This window comes from Flavobacterium sp. B167r, assembly GCF_056824315.1.
In genome coordinates, this window is record NZ_CP124859.1 from 1,966,593 (window position 1) to 1,981,180 (window position 14,588).

Below are 14,588 nucleotides of genomic sequence, written 5' to 3' on the forward strand. Positions count from 1 at the left end.
TAAATCAAAGTAGATAGAGTTTTTATAATTTTTTTCGATTCTCTTAAAGGTTAAGATTTTCGATTTTGATTAAATAATTTCTAAAGTCTTAGCTTTGTTCACTAAGTCAACCAAATTAGTAACGTTTAATTTAGTCAATAATCTTAGTTTGTAAGTACTGATCGTTTTTTCGTTCAGATTTAAGATTTTAGAGATTTCGTTGTTTTTCTTACCATCACTTAAATAACGTAAAACCTCAATCTCGCGGTTAGAAAGTTTTCTGTACAGACGCTCACTTTTGCTTTGTTTAGCAATAAGTGCCATGTTTTTACGTACTGTTTCGTTGATGATAATTTTTCCTTCGTGTACTTTAATAATAGAATGACCTAATGTTTCAAGTTTTTCTGTTTTGTGTACATACCCAGAAACTCCTGCTTTAATTGCGTTTGGAGCGTACATTTGCTCAGCAAGATCACTGAAAATAACAATTTTTGTTTTTGGGAAATTTTTCAGGATTGATTTAATTTCAAAAATGCTTGAAAGACCTTCTAACTCTAAATCTAGAATTAAAATGTCGATTTCCTTTGTTTGAAGGATATCTCTAACCATTGAAAAATTGCCGACATTGGCAACAATTGAAATTTGATCGTGGTCTTTGAAATAAGACTTAACGCCAAAGTGCGTAACAGGATGATTGTCTGCTAGACATACTTTAATCATAATTTTTACCTTTTTTAGAATTGTTCATGTTTTTGGAACTGTAAAATTAATAAATAAATTCTGTAATATCCAGCAGAGAATGTTAAAATGTATTATTTTAACGTTTTTGGTATTAAACAAACCGGAATTGGATCCATTTTATGCTTGTTGTTGGTGTTTAGTCGTTTATAAATTTCAAAGACAGATTTTTCTCTCCCTTCGAAGTCAGATGCCGTCTTTCCTGACTCCGCGGCTAACATTGCCCACTCCAATTCGTCATAGCTTGCGCCTAATTGGTCTTCATCTGTACGGTTGTCTCCAAACAATCCATCTGTAGGTGCTGCTGTTAAAATTGACTGTGGAATTTGTAAAAATTCTCCTAAAGCATATACATCAGATTTCATTAAATCAGCAATCGGACTTAAATCTACGCCGCCATCTCCATATTTTGTGTAAAAACCTACACCAAAATCTTCAACTTTGTTTCCTGTTCCGGCAACAAGCAAGCCATGAACTCCTGCTAAATAATATAAAGAAGTCATTCTGATGCGTGCACGTGTATTAGCTAGAGCTAAATTTACTTTCGCTGCATCATCTGTAGAAGGTACGGCATTTTTAAACGATTCAAAAGTTTCTGTTAAATCGGTCTTAACATCAGAAACATTTGGGAAACGTTTTTTTAATTGTTCAATATGTTCTCTTCCTCTTGAAACTTGGCTTTCTGCCTGATGAATTGGCATTTCTACACATAAAACATTCAGTCCTGTCTGCGCGCATAAAGTTGAAGTTACTGCAGAATCTACACCTCCTGAGATTCCAATTACGAAACCATTTACTTTTGCATTAGCAGCGTAATTTTTTAACCACTCTACAATGTGCGTATTTACTTTTTCTGTCTGAATTGTGCTTTTTTTAGCCATAATAGTTTAAGTTTTAAGATGTAGGGATGTATATTTGCAGAATTATTTTGAGTATATAATTACTTGAAAATTCTGATAACACAAATCTAATTAAAATAAAATGAAAATATATCGCTTTGCAGTGGTTCTATCCCTGATTTTTTTGTCTTGCAACCAAAAAAGCAAGGTTGAAAAAGAAGTAGAAGAAATTCCTGTTGATATTAAAGTAGAACGATTCGACAAGGTGTTTTTTGAAACCAAACCGCAAGATCTTGCGAAAGTAAAAAAGCAGTATCCATTTTTCTTTCCTGGCAACGATGATAATATCTGGATTCAGAAAATGAATGATCCAATTTGGAGAGAAGTTTATGATGAAGTTCAGAAAAAATACAGCGATTTTGAACCTGTTCGCAAAGAGTTTAATGAGCTTTTTCAGCATGTAAAATATTATTTTCCTAAAACTAAAATTCCGAAAGTAATTACTGTTATTGGAGAAATGGACTATAACGCAAAATCAATTTATGCGGACAGTCTTGTAGTAGTTTCATTGGAATTATATTTAGGAAAAAATCATAAGTTTTATGAGTTTCCAAATTACTTAAAAGAGAATTTTGAAGAAAGACAAATTATGCCAGACGTGGTTTCTAGTTTTTCGTATCGAAATATTCCAAACTCTATGGACAAGAGTTTGGTTGCTCAAATGGTTTTTGAAGGAAAACAGCTTTACGCAAAAGATTTGCTGATTCCTGAATATACAGATGCAGAAAAAATGGGGTATACTCCTGAGCAGATAAAATGGTGCGAAGAAAACGAAGCGTATATGTGGCGTTACTTCATAGAAAATGAAATGCTTTACAGCGACGATCCGAAATTGAGAGCACGATTTATAGCTCCAGCACCTTTTTCTAAATTCTTTTTAGAAATAGATAACGATTCTCCAGGGCGAGTGGGAGCTTGGATTGGCTGGCAGATGGTACGTTCTTACATGAAAAACAATAGTGATGTTTCTTTGGCAGAGTTGTTTAAGATTCAGCCAAAAGAAATCTTCGAAAAATCAAAATATAAACCTAAGAAATAATGGCAAATATAAATTCAGAGATTAAATTTAATATAGAATTGGACGAAAACCGTGTTCCTGAAAAATTAACATGGAGTGCTCAAGACGGTGGGGTAAAGGCTGAAGAAGCTAAAGCGATTATGTTGTCTATCTGGGACAGCAAAGTAAAAGAAACAATGCGTATTGACTTGTGGACAAAAGACATGCCAGTAGACGAAATGAAGATTTTCTTTCACCAAACTTTAGTAGCAATGTCAGATACTTTTAGACGTGCAACAGACGACGAAAAAATGTCTGATACCATGAAGGATTTTTGTGATTATTTTGCAGAAAAATTAGAGCTTACAAAATAGTCAAATTTCAAATAAACAAAATCCCAGATTCCAATCTTAAATATTGGGTTTGGGATTTTTTTTGTTTTTTATTTGTACATTGTCTGAGTAAAACAAATTATATGTTGTTTCCTTTTCTAGTAAGCCTTGTCGGATTGTTTTTTTTGCTTGCTAATGCGATACGGTTTTACACGACCTGCAAAAACAGAGATGTATTATACCGTATTATTACGGCCTATTTGGTTCTTCTTTTTTGCGTAGAATTACTTTGCAATATTATCGGATTTCTTTATCCTAATTCAAATTTTTTTCTTTCACATTATTACTTCATTTTTCAGTTTGTAGCACTAAACTTATTCTTTTATAAGAGTTTTTCAAACGAGATGCTAAAGAAAATTATGGTAATTGTGTTTGTTTCAGTGTTACTTTTTTTAGGATTTCAATATTATGACAGGCCTTCGCTTTATTGGGAATTTAATCTAGTTGAAGTGGCCATAACATCTACTCCATTACTATTTTATGCTTTTTATTTTATTATATCAAATCTAAAAAGTGACAGGCATAATTATTTCTATTTCTGTAACGGACTTATTATTTATGTAACAAGCAGCGCTGGGATATTTTTAAGTGGTAACACCGAATCGATATTGTTTACAGAACCATTTATACTTGATTTATGGTTTTTCAATTCACTCTTTTACATCCTCTATCAATTTTTGATTTATAAAGAATGGAAGGCTTTGAATTTTAGAAGAACAAAGAAGAAGAATGTTCAATAAAAATCAAAACCCAAATTTTAAAGCATTATTTTATTGATCTTTTCTTTAGATCTTTCAAAATACGTTTTAGAGCGCCAATCATTAAAGCGTTTGAGTTTTTATAAAGCGTTATATTATCTATAAGCTTATCCGATTTTTGAGTTTCCCACATTGATTTGGTATTTCCTTTATTGGTTATACCAACAACATTTTGCGAATAGATAATTTGCTGTAGATTTAAATCGTAGATTTCTAAAATTACCGAAGCTTCGTTTCTTTCAGATCCATATTCATTTTGATACAGTTCAATTGAAGATAAATCGCTTTTGTTTTTTCTGGTCGAAATATTGATAAAAAAATCAAAACCAGTTCCGTCTTTCAGTTCTTTTAATTTTACACTGTTCGGATTTAAGCTGATTTTTCTCGGAACAAGTAATCCATTAACATCATTTATGTAAAATATTCGATCGCCTAAATTCTTTCTAAAGAATTTTAAAGACTCTTCAGTTAGTTTTTCTTTAGAATTTTTTGGGCAGTCCAATTCATTTAAAAGCCATTTTCCAGAAGAGAAATCAACTCCAGTTCGCTGTCCTGTCATTAACATATAGTGTGAGGATTGACAAGAAGAGAAAAATAACAGGAAAGAAATGCAAACAAGAAAACAAGTTGATTTAAAATTGCTCATGAATTAAATTTGGTTTGCTCCAAATATAGATCAAAAAAAATTTCTTTAAGATTATTCTGTAAAATAAAAATTCCAATCGTTAAGATTGGAATTTTTAATATTGTGTGTTTTTAAATTTGAAATATTTATTAGAATCCTGAGTTATTTTTAAAAACTTCCTGATTCACTTCGTCTATATAAGATAAAAGTTCCTCTTTACCTATTGATTCTGTAGATGAGGTTACAAAGTATTGTGGCATTTCTGCCCAATTGTTAGCGTACATTTGTTTTTTGTAAGCTGCAATATGTGAATCAACCTTTACTTTACTGATTTTGTCTGCTTTGGTAAAAATGATGCAAAACGGAATTTCGCTTTCTCCCATATAAGACATGAATTCAATATCGATTTTTTGAGCTTCATGACGAATATCAATTAAAACAAAAGCACAAACTAATTGCTCTCTGTTTTCGAAGTAATCGGTTATAAATTGCTGAAAAACAGATTTTGTTTTTTTAGAAACTTTAGCGTAGCCATAACCTGGTAAATCGACCAAAAACCAGTTATTATTGATTTTAAAGTGATTTATTAATTGTGTTTTACCTGGTCTTCCAGATGTTTTTGCTAAGTTTTTATGATTGGTAATCATGTTGATCAAAGATGATTTCCCAACGTTTGATCGACCTATAAACGCATATTCGGGCAAAAATTCTGACGGACATTTTGATGCGTCAGAATTGCTGATAATAAATTCGGCGGTGTTAATTTTCATATTCCTTCGTTTTACAACCTCCTTAAAAAATTAAAATTATATTGGCTAAAAATTCTTTTCGGTAAGCCATTTTTCAAGAATTTCGTTGAATTCTTGTGGGTGTTCCATCATTGCTGCGTGTCCGCATTTGTCAATCCAGTATAAAGTTGAATTGGGTAATAATTTATTAAATTCTTCAGCTACATTTGGCGGTGTTACAGAGTCATTTCGACCCCAAATAATACACGTTTCAACGTCCATTTTTGGCAAATCTTTAGCCATATTATGACGAATTGCACTCTTTGCTATGGTTAAGGTTTTGATTAATTTGATGCGGTCGTTAGCTGTTGCGTAAACTTCATCAATCAAATCAGGAGTAGCAATTTTTGGGTCATAAAATACAGCTTCAGCTTTTGTTTTGATGTATTCGTAATCGCCTCTTCTTGGGTAACTGTCTCCCATTGCGCTTTCGTAAAGTCCAGAACTACCAGTAATTACAAGTCCGGCAACTTTTTCAGGATAAAGTTTCGTGTGGTACAAAGCAATGTGTCCTCCTAGAGAATTTCCTAGAAGAATAACTTTGTCAAACCCTTTAAAAGTGATAAAGTCTTTTACGTATTTCGCAAAACTTTTTACGTTTGTTTTTAAAATGCTTTGGGTGTATATTGGCAAATCTGGGATAACAACTTTATATCCTTTCGTTGGGAAATATTGTGCTACACCATCAAAGTTACTTAGACCTCCCATTAAACCATGCAGAATAACGATCGGAGTTCCTTCTCCAGCTTCAAAATAGCTGTATTTGCCTTCTTTTTTATAGTGTTTGTCCATCTAATCTAATGCCAATTTCAATTTCGACAAATATAGGGTTAATTACACAAAAATGAATTTTTGATGCTGTTTTTTAACTAGATAATTTAAGTAGAACTTCTAATTGATTAAAAATCAGTAACTAAACCTGTATTTGTTGGAATCTTTAAATGTTAAGAAATCTGCATTATAATCAATTTTTTAAGAAAATTAGCGCATTATTTTTTTGAATGAATAACGTATTTAAGAATCTGCTAATTAATAGTTAAGGTATTGATTGCATGTGAATTACGGAAAGTGGTAGTAAAGTGGTTAAACTTATTAACAAAGTGGTATAAAGTGGTAGAATGTGGTAATATTTTTTATATTTTTGCTGTATAACATGTTAACTAGTTTTTTTGAACACAATTGTTGGAACATATGAATGTAAAGTCGACGCTAAAGGAAGGCTAATGATGCCTGCCCCTTTAAAAAAGCAGTTGACGGCTTCTCTTCAAGACGGATTTGTTTTGAAGCGTTCTGTTTTTCAGCCGTGTTTGGAGTTGTATCCTATGGAAGAATGGGATTTAATGATGAAAAAAATCAACAAGCTTAATCGCTTTGTAAAAAAGAATAACGATTTCATTAGAAGGTTTACTGCTGGTGTTAAAGTAGTTGAGGTTGATGCATTGGGGAGATTGCTTGTTCCAAAAGATTTGGTAACGTTTGCAAGTATTTCTAAAGATGTAGTTTTTTCATCAGCGGTTAATATAGTAGAGATCTGGGATAAGGATTTATACGAAAAATCAATAAGTGGCGAAGATATGGATTTTGCAGATCTAGCCGAAGAAGTAATGGGAAATATTAATGACGACGAAGATGGAATATCATAATCCGGTTTTGCTTCATCCAACAGTAGATGGCTTAAATATTAAGCCTGATGGTGTGTATGTAGATGTTACGTTTGGAGGCGGCGGTCATTCAAAAGAGATTTTAAAAAGATTAGGGCCAAACGGAAGGCTGTTTGCATTTGACCAAGACGAAGATGCGCTTGCCAATGCACTGCCAGATGAAAGGTTTACTCTGATAAACGAGAATTTTAGGTTCATAAAAAGATTTTTACGTTTTCACGGTGTAAAAGAGGTAGATGGAATCTTGGCAGATTTGGGAGTTTCATCACATCAGTTTGATGTTCCTGAAAGAGGTTTTTCTACAAGATTTGATGCCGAACTAGATATGCGGATGAGTCAAAAAAATGATTTGAATGCTTATCGGGTGGTTAACGAATATGAAGAACAGGATTTACGTCGTGTTTTTTTTGATTATGGGGAGTTGAAAAACGCACCAGTTTTGGCAAGAACAATCGTAGAGGCAAGAAAAGATTATCCGATCAAAACGACTGAAGAATTGAAAGAAATTTTGAAAAAGTTTTTGCCAGAGAAAGTTCGAAACAAAGTTTTGGCTCAGATTTATCAAGCAATTCGAATCGAGGTAAATCAGGAAATGGACGTTCTAAAAGAATTCATCGAGCAGTCTTTAGAAATTTTAAAGCCTGGAGGAAGATTCTCGGTAATCTCTTATCATTCTTTAGAAGATCGTTTGGTGAAAAGATTCATTAAAAACGGAATGTTTGAAGGAGAACCAGAAAGAGATTTTTACGGAAACTTTTCAGTTCCATTTAAAACTATCGGAAAACTGATTGTTCCAGACAACGAAGAAATCAAAATTAATAATAGAGCAAGAAGTGCCAAATTAAGAGTAGCAGAAAAGCTATAATATATATTTAAGGTAGGAAATAATGAAAAGTGGTGTATTTAGCATATTAAAAGCAAGATTCCTGATTCATGAAGATGCAGTAAAAAATTGGCGATTTATCGTTTTTATAATTCTGCTGGCCATTTTGATGATTGCCAATACACAGCGATACGAACAAAAGGTTTTTGAAATCGCGAAATTAAATAATGAAGCAAAAGAATTGCGATCAGAATTTGTAGATCGTCGTTCAGAATTAATGAAGTTAAAAATGGAATCAACGATTTCGGATAAAATGTTAGAAAAACAAATTTTTCCGTCGACAGTTCCTCCAGTGAAAATAGAAGTTAAAAAAGAAGAAGAAAAAAGTTTCTTTAAAAGAATATGGCAGTAGAAGATAAACATATATCCTACAGAATTTACCTCGTAGCAGTTTTCATCTTTGTGATGGCAATTGCTATTGTCGTTAAATTAACCAATATTCAATGGGTTGAAGGCGATTATTATAGAAAACTGGCGAAACAGCGTACAGTTAGAAATTTTGTAATTCCAGCCAACAAAGGAAATATTTATTCTGCTGACGGAAGTTTATTAGCGACATCAATTCCAAATTATGAAATTCGTTTTGATGCAAAAGCTCCAAAAACAGAAACTTTTGAAAAACATATAAAGTCTTTGTCAGATTCTCTGGCAACTATTTTAGAGAGACCAAGCGGTTATTTTGAAAAAGAATTAAGAAAAGCGCGCGAGAATAAAAATCGTTATTATTTGATTGCCCGTAATTTAAGTTATACAGAATATGTGAAAATTAAAGGTTTTCCATTATTCAATTTAGGAGCTTTCAAAGGCGGAATTATCGTTGAGCAAGAAACGGTTAGAAAACATCCGATAGGTAAAATTGCAGAAAGAACGATTGGTTATGACAGAATTGATCCAGCAACTGGAGTAGAAGTAGGAAAAGGAATCGAATGGGCTTTTAAAAACTATTTGAACGGAAAAGATGGTAAAATTCTGAAGCAAAAAATCGCAAAAGGGCAGTGGAAACCGATTCGCGACGTTAATGAAGTAGATCCAATTGATGGTTACGATGTTATTTCGACTATTGATGTTTTTATTCAAGATATTGCACACCATGCTTTATTGAAACAACTTGAAGATTATCAAGCAGATCATGGTTGTGTTGTGGTAATGGAGACGGAGACAGGTTATGTAAAGGCGATTTCAAATTTAGGAAGAGCTGAAGATGGATCGTATTACGAAACAACAAATTATGCAATTGCAGAATCTCACGAACCAGGATCAACTTTTAAGTTAGTTGATTTAATAGCAATTTTAGAAGATAAAGTAGCGGATACAAGTACTGTTTATGATAGCCACAATGGTGTGGTTAAGTATTATGGAAGATCTGTACGTGATTCGCATCATGGCGGTTATGGAAAAATTTCGTTAGCCCGCGGATTTGAACTTTCATCAAATACAGTAATGGTTCAGGCGGTTTATGATAATTATAAAAACAATCCGTCAAAGTTTGTAAATCACATCAAAGACCTTGGTTTAGATAAAACTTTAGGATTGCATTTTAAAGGAGAGGGAAGGCCAATTGTTCCGCATCCTGGAGATAAAAGCTGGTCGGGAATTTCCCTTCCGTGGATGGCTTTTGGATATTCAGTATCAGTTACGCCAATGCAGACTTTGACACTGTATAATTCAGTTGCGAATAATGGTGTGATGGTAAAACCGCAGTTTGTTTCAGAAATTAAAGAATGGAATAAAACCATTAAAAAGTTCGATACAGAAGTTATAAATCCTAAAATTTGCTCGCCTGAAACGCTTAAAAAAGTAAAAGCAGTTTTAGGGAATGTGGTCAAAAAGGGAACAGGTTCTAAGCTGTACTCAAAAGATTTTTCGATGGCAGGAAAAACGGGAACAGCTATGGTAAATTACGGCAAAGCAGGTAGAGAAGGAATGTATTATGCTTCTTCTTTTGCAGGATATTTTCCAGCTGATCATCCAAAATATTCTTGTATTGTAGTGGTTCATAAACCAAATACAGCTAAGAATAATTATTACGGAGCAGACGTTGCGGGACCGGTTTTCAAAAGAATCGCACAAAAGATTTTTACTGATGCGCCTTCGACAAATAAGATTAAAAAATTAGACACTAGAATTCCAAAACAGGACGCTAGTTATGATAAATATACTGCTGAGGCCAATAAAAAAAGCAGTCAGATTCCAAATTTAAAAGGAATGCCTGGAATGGACGCAATTGCTTTACTGGAGAATTTAGGTTTAAAAGTAAAAGTAAATGGAATGGGGAAAGTAAAGAATCAATCGATTCAAGCAGGAACCAGTATTAGCAAGAACACAACAATTGTATTAGAATTATCGTGAAAGTATTAAAAGACATATTATATAAAGTAGCAATTGAATCTGTAAAAGGTTCAACAGATGTTGCTGTTCATAAAATTGAATTTGATTCTCGAAAAGTGGAAGCAAATGACATTTTTGTGGCAATTCGCGGTTCACTTTCTGATGGACACGATTATATAGAAAAAGCAATTCAGCTAGGTGCAAAGGCAATTATTTGCGATACACTTCCTGAAAATGCAATTGATGGCGTAACATATATTCAAGTAAAAGATACGAATACAGCTTTGGCTTTTATGGCGGCTAATTATTTTGAAGATCCTTCTTCAAAATTAAAATTAGTAGGTGTAACAGGTACAAATGGAAAAACAACAATTGCCTCTTTATTGTTTCAATTGTTTCAAAAAGCAGGTTTTAAAGTTGGTTTATTATCGACTGTAAAAATTGTAGTTGATGAAAAAGAATATCCAGCAACGCATACAACACCAGATTCTTTAACAATTAATGATTATTTAAATGAAATGGTTGAAGCAGGAGTTACGCATTGTTTTATGGAAGTAAGTTCGCACGGTATTCATCAAAAACGTACTGAAGCTTTGCATTTTGTGGGTGGAATTTTTACGAATCTTTCTCACGATCACTTGGATTATCATCCAACATTTGCAGAATATAGAGACGTTAAGAAATCATTTTTTGATTCGCTTCCAAAATCAGCATTTGTTTTATCAAATATTGATGATAAAAACGGAGCGGTAATGTTGCAAAATACTGTTGCTAAAAAACTGACTTATGCTTTAAAATCGTATGCAGATTATAGAGCACAGATTTTAGAAAGTCAATTATCGGGTTTATTGTTGAAAGTTAACGACAATGAAGTTTGGGTGAAACTGATTGGTACTTTCAACGCTTACAATGTTTTAGCTATTTACGGAACAGCTGTCGAGCTAGGAATTGATAGTCTAGAAGCGTTGCGTTTATTGTCTGATTTAGAAAGTGTTTCGGGTCGTTTTCAATATATCGTATCAGACGGAGGGATTACGGCTGTTGTAGATTATGCGCACACACCAGATGCACTAGAAAATGTTTTGAAAACGATAAATGACATTCGTACCAAAAACGAGCAATTAATTACTGTTGTTGGATGCGGAGGAAATCGAGATAAAACAAAACGTCCGATTATGGCAAAAATCGCTTCAGATCTAAGTGATAAAGCTATTTTGACTTCGGATAACCCAAGAAATGAAGATCCAGAAGTTATTTTAGACGAAATGGAGCAGGGTGTTGAGCCTCAGAACTATAAAAAAATGATGCGAATTACGGATAGAAAACAAGCAATTAAAACGGCTTGCCAATTGGCTCAGCCAAAAGACATCATCTTAATTGCAGGAAAAGGACACGAAACATATCAGGAAATAAATGGGGTTCGCCATCATTTTGATGACATGGAAACGATAAAAGAGATTTTAGAGCTACTAAAAAAATAATAATAAAATTTTAAGTTCAAATGCCACCATTGGATTTGGAGTTTCAAACTGGAATTTAAAAAATAGAAAAATATGCTGTACTATTTATTCGAATATTTTGATAAAACATTGGACATTCCTGGAACAGGAGTTTTCCAGTACATCACATTTAGATCAGCTTTGGCGTTTATGCTTTCGTTGCTTTTGTCGACTATTTATGGTAAAAGAGTAATCAACTTTTTACGCCGTCAGCAAGTTGGAGAAACAGTTCGAGAGCTTGGTCTTGCTGGTCAGAATGAAAAAGCTGGTACGCCAACAATGGGTGGATTAATTATCATTTTTGCTACTCTTATTCCTGTTTTATTATTCGCAAGATTGCATAACATTTATATTGTTTTGCTGATTGTAACGACTTTATGGATGGGAACAATTGGTTTTGTTGACGATTATATCAAGATATTCAAAAAAGATAAACAAGGATTAAAAGGTATTTTTAAAGTAATTGGTCAAGTTGGTCTCGGAATCATCGTTGGAGCAGTTCTTTATTTTAATCCAGCTGTGACAGTAAGAACAGATACAGGTCGTGCAGATATTTTTAAAGCAGCTACAAATTCAACAATTATTGTTCCTGCAGGTATCGAAGAAAAATCTACAGCGACGACAATTCCTTTCGTAAAAAACAACGAATTTGATTATGCTGAAGTATTGTCTTTTATGGGTGATGGATATGAGAAATGGGCTTGGTTAATTTTTATTCCAGTTGTAATTTTCATTATCACGGCGGTTTCAAACGGAGCAAATTTAACAGACGGAATAGATGGACTCGCGGCAGGAACCTCCGCAATATCGGTTCTCGCGCTCGGAATATTTACGTTCGTTTCAGGGAATATCATTTTCTCAAATTATTTGAACATAATGTATATCCCCAATTCGGGAGAAATGACGGTCTTTATTTCAGCTTTTGTTGGAGCTCTTATCGGATTTCTTTGGTATAATTCATTCCCAGCATCTGTATTTATGGGAGATACGGGAAGTTTGACCATCGGAGGAATCATTGCGGTATTGGCAATTGCAGTTCGTAAAGAAATATTAATTGTTTTATTCTGCGGAATTTTCTTAGCAGAAAGTGCTTCAGTAATTATTCAGGTAACTTATTTTAAATATACCAAAAAGCGTTTCGGTGAAGGTCGAAGAATTTTCCTAATGTCGCCTTTGCATCATCATTATCAGAAAAAAGGATATCACGAAAGTAAAATCGTAACTCGTTTCTGGATTGTTGCCGTAATGTTAGCCATATTATCAATCATTACTTTAAAACTAAGATAGATGAGATTGGTAGTTTTAGGAGGAGGAGAAAGCGGTGTAGGAACCGCAATCCTCGGGAAGAAACAAGGATATGATGTTTTTGTGTCCGATTTCGGAAAAATAAAAGAGAGTTATAAAGAAGTTCTTATCATTAATAAAATAGACTGGGAAGAAGAGCAGCATACAGAAGGTTTGATTCTAAATGCTGATGTGGTGATGAAAAGCCCAGGAATTCCAGACAAATCTCCGATAGTAAAAAAGCTGATTGCGGCAGGAATAAAAGTGATTTCGGAAATTGAATTTGCGATGCCTTACACAGAAGCATTGACCATCGGGATTACGGGAAGTAACGGTAAAACCACCACTACAATGCTGACCCATCACTTGCTGAAATATGCAGGATTGAATGTAGGATTGGGAGGGAATATTGGAAAGAGTTTTGCTTGGCAAGTAGCAGAAAACAAATACGATGCATACGTTCTTGAATTAAGCAGTTTTCAGTTAGACGGAATAATAAATTACAGACCAGATATTGCGATAATAACCAATATTAGTCCGGATCATTTAGATCGATACGAATATAAATATGAAAATTATATCAATTCGAAGTTCCGAATAACGATGAACCAGACGGAAAGTGATTATCTGATTTACGATGCAGATGATGAAGCAAGTACAGAATGGTTAAAAAAGAACAAAACAAAAGCAAAACTAATTCCTTTTTCATTGACGAAAAAATTTGATGAAGGGGCTTCTATAAATAACAACAAAATGGAAATTAAGATCAACCAAGAAGAGTTTACAATGGATACAGAACACATTGCGTTAGAAGGAAAACATAATATGAAAAACGCCATGGCAGCAAGCTCTGTAGCTAAATTGATGCAAATCAGAAATGCAACGATTCGTGAAAGTTTATCTAATTTCCAAGGTGTTGAGCACCGTTTAGAGAAAGTATTAAAAATACAAAACGTTCAATATATCAACGATTCAAAAGCAACAAATGTAAATGCTACCTTTTTTGCTTTAGACAGTATGAACGCTCCAACAGTATGGATTGTGGGAGGTGTTGATAAAGGAAATGATTACAACGAATTGATGTCATTAGTACGCGAAAAAGTAAAAGCAATTATTTGCCTTGGAATCGATAACCGTAAAATTATCGATGCTTTTGGAAACGTAGTTGACATCATGGTTGAAGTAAACAATATGAATGATGCAGTAAAAACTGCTCAAAGATTAACAGAAAAAGGTGATACTGTTTTATTGTCTCCAGCTTGCGCAAGTTTCGATTTATTTGAAAACTACGAAGACAGAGGAAAGCAATTTAAACAAGCAGTGCACAATTTATAATTTTAGAGTTCAGATTTTAGATTGTTTCCAATCTTTGAATTCAAATAAGTTCTTTTGATTATGACGACGAATGAAATGAAGATGAGAACAAAGAAGTTTTCTTTGATGGTAATTGATTTAGCAGAAAAACTTCCAAACACCAATGTGGTGAGATCTATCGCAAGTCAAATTGTAAGGAGCGGAACGTCTGTTGGAGCGAATTATCGAGCCGTATGCAGAGCTCGAAGTGATCGAGAATTTATTGCCAAAATGAATATAGTTTTAGAGGAAGCTGATGAAACTTTATTTTGGATTGAAATCATAAAAGAAAAAATGTGGTTAGCCAAAGAAGAATTGGAAATAGCATTTAAAGAAGCAAATGAATTAACTGCAATTTTTGTAAGCAGTCTAAAAACAGTAAACAGTAGAATCAATAAATAAAA

At 33.4% G+C, this 14,588-nt stretch carries 15 protein-coding genes; 10 read left to right on the forward strand and 5 right to left on the reverse strand.

Going from position 1 to position 14,588, the window contains the following annotated elements; genetic code table 11:
* Positions 1-69: 69 nt before the first annotated feature.
* Both QLQ96_RS08825 and nadE read right to left on the reverse strand, forming a co-directional pair.
* Complete coding sequence (locus tag QLQ96_RS08825; RefSeq protein ID WP_008467169.1) at positions 70-699, reverse strand: response regulator transcription factor; 630 nt, start codon at positions 697-699, stop codon at positions 70-72.
* Positions 700-791: 92 nt separating this feature from the next.
* Entirely contained in the window at positions 792-1,598 is an 807-nt protein-coding gene (nadE, locus tag QLQ96_RS08830) for an NAD(+) synthase (RefSeq protein WP_482496326.1), read from the reverse strand.
* A 100-nt stretch (positions 1,599-1,698) separates the two neighbouring features.
* On the opposite strand from nadE, the gene gldB reads away from it, so the two are divergent.
* The gene (gene gldB / locus QLQ96_RS08835; RefSeq protein WP_482496327.1) at positions 1,699-2,655 is read left to right on the forward strand and encodes a gliding motility lipoprotein GldB; all 957 of its coding nucleotides are present in this window, start codon (positions 1,699-1,701) and stop codon (positions 2,653-2,655) included.
* Positions 2,655-2,987, forward strand: a complete 333-nt coding sequence (gene gldC / locus QLQ96_RS08840) for a gliding motility protein GldC (RefSeq protein WP_482496328.1) — start codon at positions 2,655-2,657, stop codon at positions 2,985-2,987. The genes gldB and gldC overlap by 1 nt, the downstream gene beginning before the upstream one ends.
* A gap of 783 nt (positions 2,988-3,770) precedes the next feature.
* On the opposite strand, the gene QLQ96_RS08845 is transcribed toward gldC, so the two are convergent.
* From QLQ96_RS08845 to QLQ96_RS08855, 3 genes are all read right to left on the reverse strand, one after another.
* A complete protein-coding gene (locus QLQ96_RS08845) occupies positions 3,771-4,328 on the reverse strand; it encodes a hypothetical protein (protein WP_482496329.1) in 558 nt (185 codons plus the stop codon).
* 209 nt (positions 4,329-4,537) lie between these two features.
* Positions 4,538-5,158, reverse strand: a complete 621-nt coding sequence (yihA, locus tag QLQ96_RS08850) for a ribosome biogenesis GTP-binding protein YihA/YsxC (RefSeq protein ID WP_482496330.1) — start codon at positions 5,156-5,158, stop codon at positions 4,538-4,540.
* 45 nt (positions 5,159-5,203) lie between these two features.
* Complete coding sequence (locus tag QLQ96_RS08855; protein ID WP_482496331.1) at positions 5,204-5,968, reverse strand: alpha/beta fold hydrolase; 765 nt, start codon at positions 5,966-5,968, stop codon at positions 5,204-5,206.
* A gap of 377 nt (positions 5,969-6,345) precedes the next feature.
* Between QLQ96_RS08855 and mraZ the strand changes: the two genes are divergently transcribed.
* The 8 genes from mraZ to QLQ96_RS08895 all read left to right on the forward strand — a co-directional run bounded on the left by mraZ (position 6,346) and on the right by QLQ96_RS08895 (position 14,586).
* Complete coding sequence (gene mraZ, locus QLQ96_RS08860) at positions 6,346-6,819, forward strand: division/cell wall cluster transcriptional repressor MraZ (protein ID WP_482496332.1); 474 nt, start codon at positions 6,346-6,348, stop codon at positions 6,817-6,819.
* The gene (gene rsmH, locus QLQ96_RS08865; protein ID WP_482496333.1) at positions 6,794-7,702 is read left to right on the forward strand and encodes a 16S rRNA (cytosine(1402)-N(4))-methyltransferase RsmH; all 909 of its coding nucleotides are present in this window, start codon (positions 6,794-6,796) and stop codon (positions 7,700-7,702) included. Before mraZ ends, rsmH begins: the two co-directional genes overlap by 26 nt.
* Before the next feature lie 22 nt (positions 7,703-7,724).
* Positions 7,725-8,072, forward strand: coding sequence for an FtsL-like putative cell division protein (locus tag QLQ96_RS08870; RefSeq protein WP_482496334.1), 348 nt, complete (start codon positions 7,725-7,727; stop codon positions 8,070-8,072).
* A complete protein-coding gene (locus QLQ96_RS08875) occupies positions 8,063-10,069 on the forward strand; it encodes a penicillin-binding protein (RefSeq protein ID WP_482496335.1) in 2,007 nt (668 codons plus the stop codon). The genes QLQ96_RS08870 and QLQ96_RS08875 overlap by 10 nt, the downstream gene beginning before the upstream one ends.
* Complete coding sequence (locus tag QLQ96_RS08880) at positions 10,066-11,529, forward strand: UDP-N-acetylmuramoyl-L-alanyl-D-glutamate--2,6-diaminopimelate ligase (protein WP_482496336.1); 1,464 nt, start codon at positions 10,066-10,068, stop codon at positions 11,527-11,529. Before QLQ96_RS08875 ends, QLQ96_RS08880 begins: the two co-directional genes overlap by 4 nt.
* Before the next feature lie 72 nt (positions 11,530-11,601).
* A complete protein-coding gene (gene mraY / locus QLQ96_RS08885) occupies positions 11,602-12,834 on the forward strand; it encodes a phospho-N-acetylmuramoyl-pentapeptide-transferase (RefSeq protein ID WP_482496337.1) in 1,233 nt (410 codons plus the stop codon).
* On the forward strand, positions 12,835-14,166 hold the full coding sequence (gene murD / locus QLQ96_RS08890) for a UDP-N-acetylmuramoyl-L-alanine--D-glutamate ligase (protein WP_482496338.1): 1,332 nt from the start codon (positions 12,835-12,837) through the stop codon (positions 14,164-14,166). It abuts the gene before it with no gap.
* Between the two features lie 60 nt (positions 14,167-14,226).
* On the forward strand, positions 14,227-14,586 hold the full coding sequence (locus tag QLQ96_RS08895; RefSeq protein WP_482496339.1) for a four helix bundle protein: 360 nt from the start codon (positions 14,227-14,229) through the stop codon (positions 14,584-14,586).
* The last annotated feature ends 2 nt before the right edge of the window (positions 14,587-14,588 follow it).

What these genes read in the sequence shown, in the direction of transcription:
- QLQ96_RS08895 (WP_482496339.1), top strand. Translation starts at nt 14,227, where the DNA reads ATGACGACGAATGAAATGAAGATGAGAACAAAGAAGTTTTCTTTGATG.
- QLQ96_RS08875 (WP_482496335.1), top strand. Translation starts at nt 8,063, where the DNA reads ATGGCAGTAGAAGATAAACATATATCCTACAGAATTTACCTCGTAGCA.
- QLQ96_RS08845 (WP_482496329.1), bottom strand. Translation starts at nt 4,328, where the DNA reads ATGTTAATGACAGGACAGCGAACTGGAGTTGATTTCTCTTCTGGAAAA.
- QLQ96_RS08825 (WP_008467169.1), bottom strand. Translation starts at nt 699, where the DNA reads ATGATTAAAGTATGTCTAGCAGACAATCATCCTGTTACGCACTTTGGC.
- QLQ96_RS08855 (WP_482496331.1), bottom strand. Translation starts at nt 5,968, where the DNA reads ATGGACAAACACTATAAAAAAGAAGGCAAATACAGCTATTTTGAAGCT.
- nadE (WP_482496326.1), bottom strand. Translation starts at nt 1,598, where the DNA reads ATGGCTAAAAAAAGCACAATTCAGACAGAAAAAGTAAATACGCACATT.
- gldB (WP_482496327.1), top strand. Translation starts at nt 1,699, where the DNA reads ATGAAAATATATCGCTTTGCAGTGGTTCTATCCCTGATTTTTTTGTCT.
- gldC (WP_482496328.1), top strand. Translation starts at nt 2,655, where the DNA reads ATGGCAAATATAAATTCAGAGATTAAATTTAATATAGAATTGGACGAA.
- rsmH (WP_482496333.1), top strand. Translation starts at nt 6,794, where the DNA reads ATGACGACGAAGATGGAATATCATAATCCGGTTTTGCTTCATCCAACA.
- QLQ96_RS08870 (WP_482496334.1), top strand. Translation starts at nt 7,725, where the DNA reads ATGAAAAGTGGTGTATTTAGCATATTAAAAGCAAGATTCCTGATTCAT.
- mraY (WP_482496337.1), top strand. Translation starts at nt 11,602, where the DNA reads ATGCTGTACTATTTATTCGAATATTTTGATAAAACATTGGACATTCCT.
- yihA (WP_482496330.1), bottom strand. Translation starts at nt 5,158, where the DNA reads ATGAAAATTAACACCGCCGAATTTATTATCAGCAATTCTGACGCATCA.
- murD (WP_482496338.1), top strand. Translation starts at nt 12,835, where the DNA reads ATGAGATTGGTAGTTTTAGGAGGAGGAGAAAGCGGTGTAGGAACCGCA.